The 758-nt window shown below is 46.6% G+C and carries 1 protein-coding gene; it reads right to left on the bottom strand.

What is annotated here, in order from left to right; all coding sequences use genetic code 11:
* Positions 1–683 (bottom strand): flagellin (locus R8O11_RS27125; protein ID WP_132937424.1); only part of this gene is annotated, 683 nt, incomplete at its 3' end.
* Between the last annotated feature and the right edge of the window lie 75 nt (positions 684–758).

The raw sequence follows: 758 nt of genomic DNA, 5'->3' as shown, positions 1-758 counted from the left end.
CCGTTAATGTAAGTCGCAAGCTCTTCGATATCGTCACCCGCTTTTGCGCTGATGTTGATTTCTTGCTCTTGGCCGTAGCTGTCCGTTAGGTTGATTTTTAGGTCGTTCTTACCTTCAGCAACGTTCCAGTCTTTACCTTTACCACTTTCAGCTTGGTAGCTCACACCGCCCATCATTTTGTTGTCTGAGCGCATGTCTTTTAGCTCAAGCATCACTGCTTCACCGTTATCCGCACCGATTTGGAACGATTTCGCACCGTGTGTGCCGTTTAGTAGCTTGTTACCACCGAAAGAAGTGGTTTCTGCGATACGGTTTAGTTCGTCGTTTAGCGCGGTCACTTCTTCTTGAATCGCCACACGTTCTGCTTTCGAGTTTGAGCCGTTTGCTGATTGTAGAGACAAATCACGCATACGTTGAAGAATGTTAGTGGTCTCGTTCATTGCACCTTCAGCAGTTTGTGCAATCGAGATACCGTCGTTCGCGTTGCGAACCGCTACATCCAAACCACGGCTTTGTACGTTCAAACGGTTCGAGATTTGTAGACCCGCAGCGTCATCTTTTGCGCTGTTGATTTTAAAACCTGAAGACAAACGCTCCATAGAAGTTTGTTGAGCTGAGTTTGCGTTGTTTAGGTAACGCTGAGCGGTCATCGCTGATACGTTAGTGTTTACATTCACTGCCATGGTGATTTCTCCAATTGATTTTCCGGTGTAGCGGTTTCCGACGTCTCGGAAAACCAAGTAGTTCTCTCAAAGTTA

The sequence above is a fragment of the Vibrio sp. 1288 genome (genome assembly GCF_033344475.1).
This window is presented reverse-complemented; position numbering and strand designations above follow the sequence as displayed.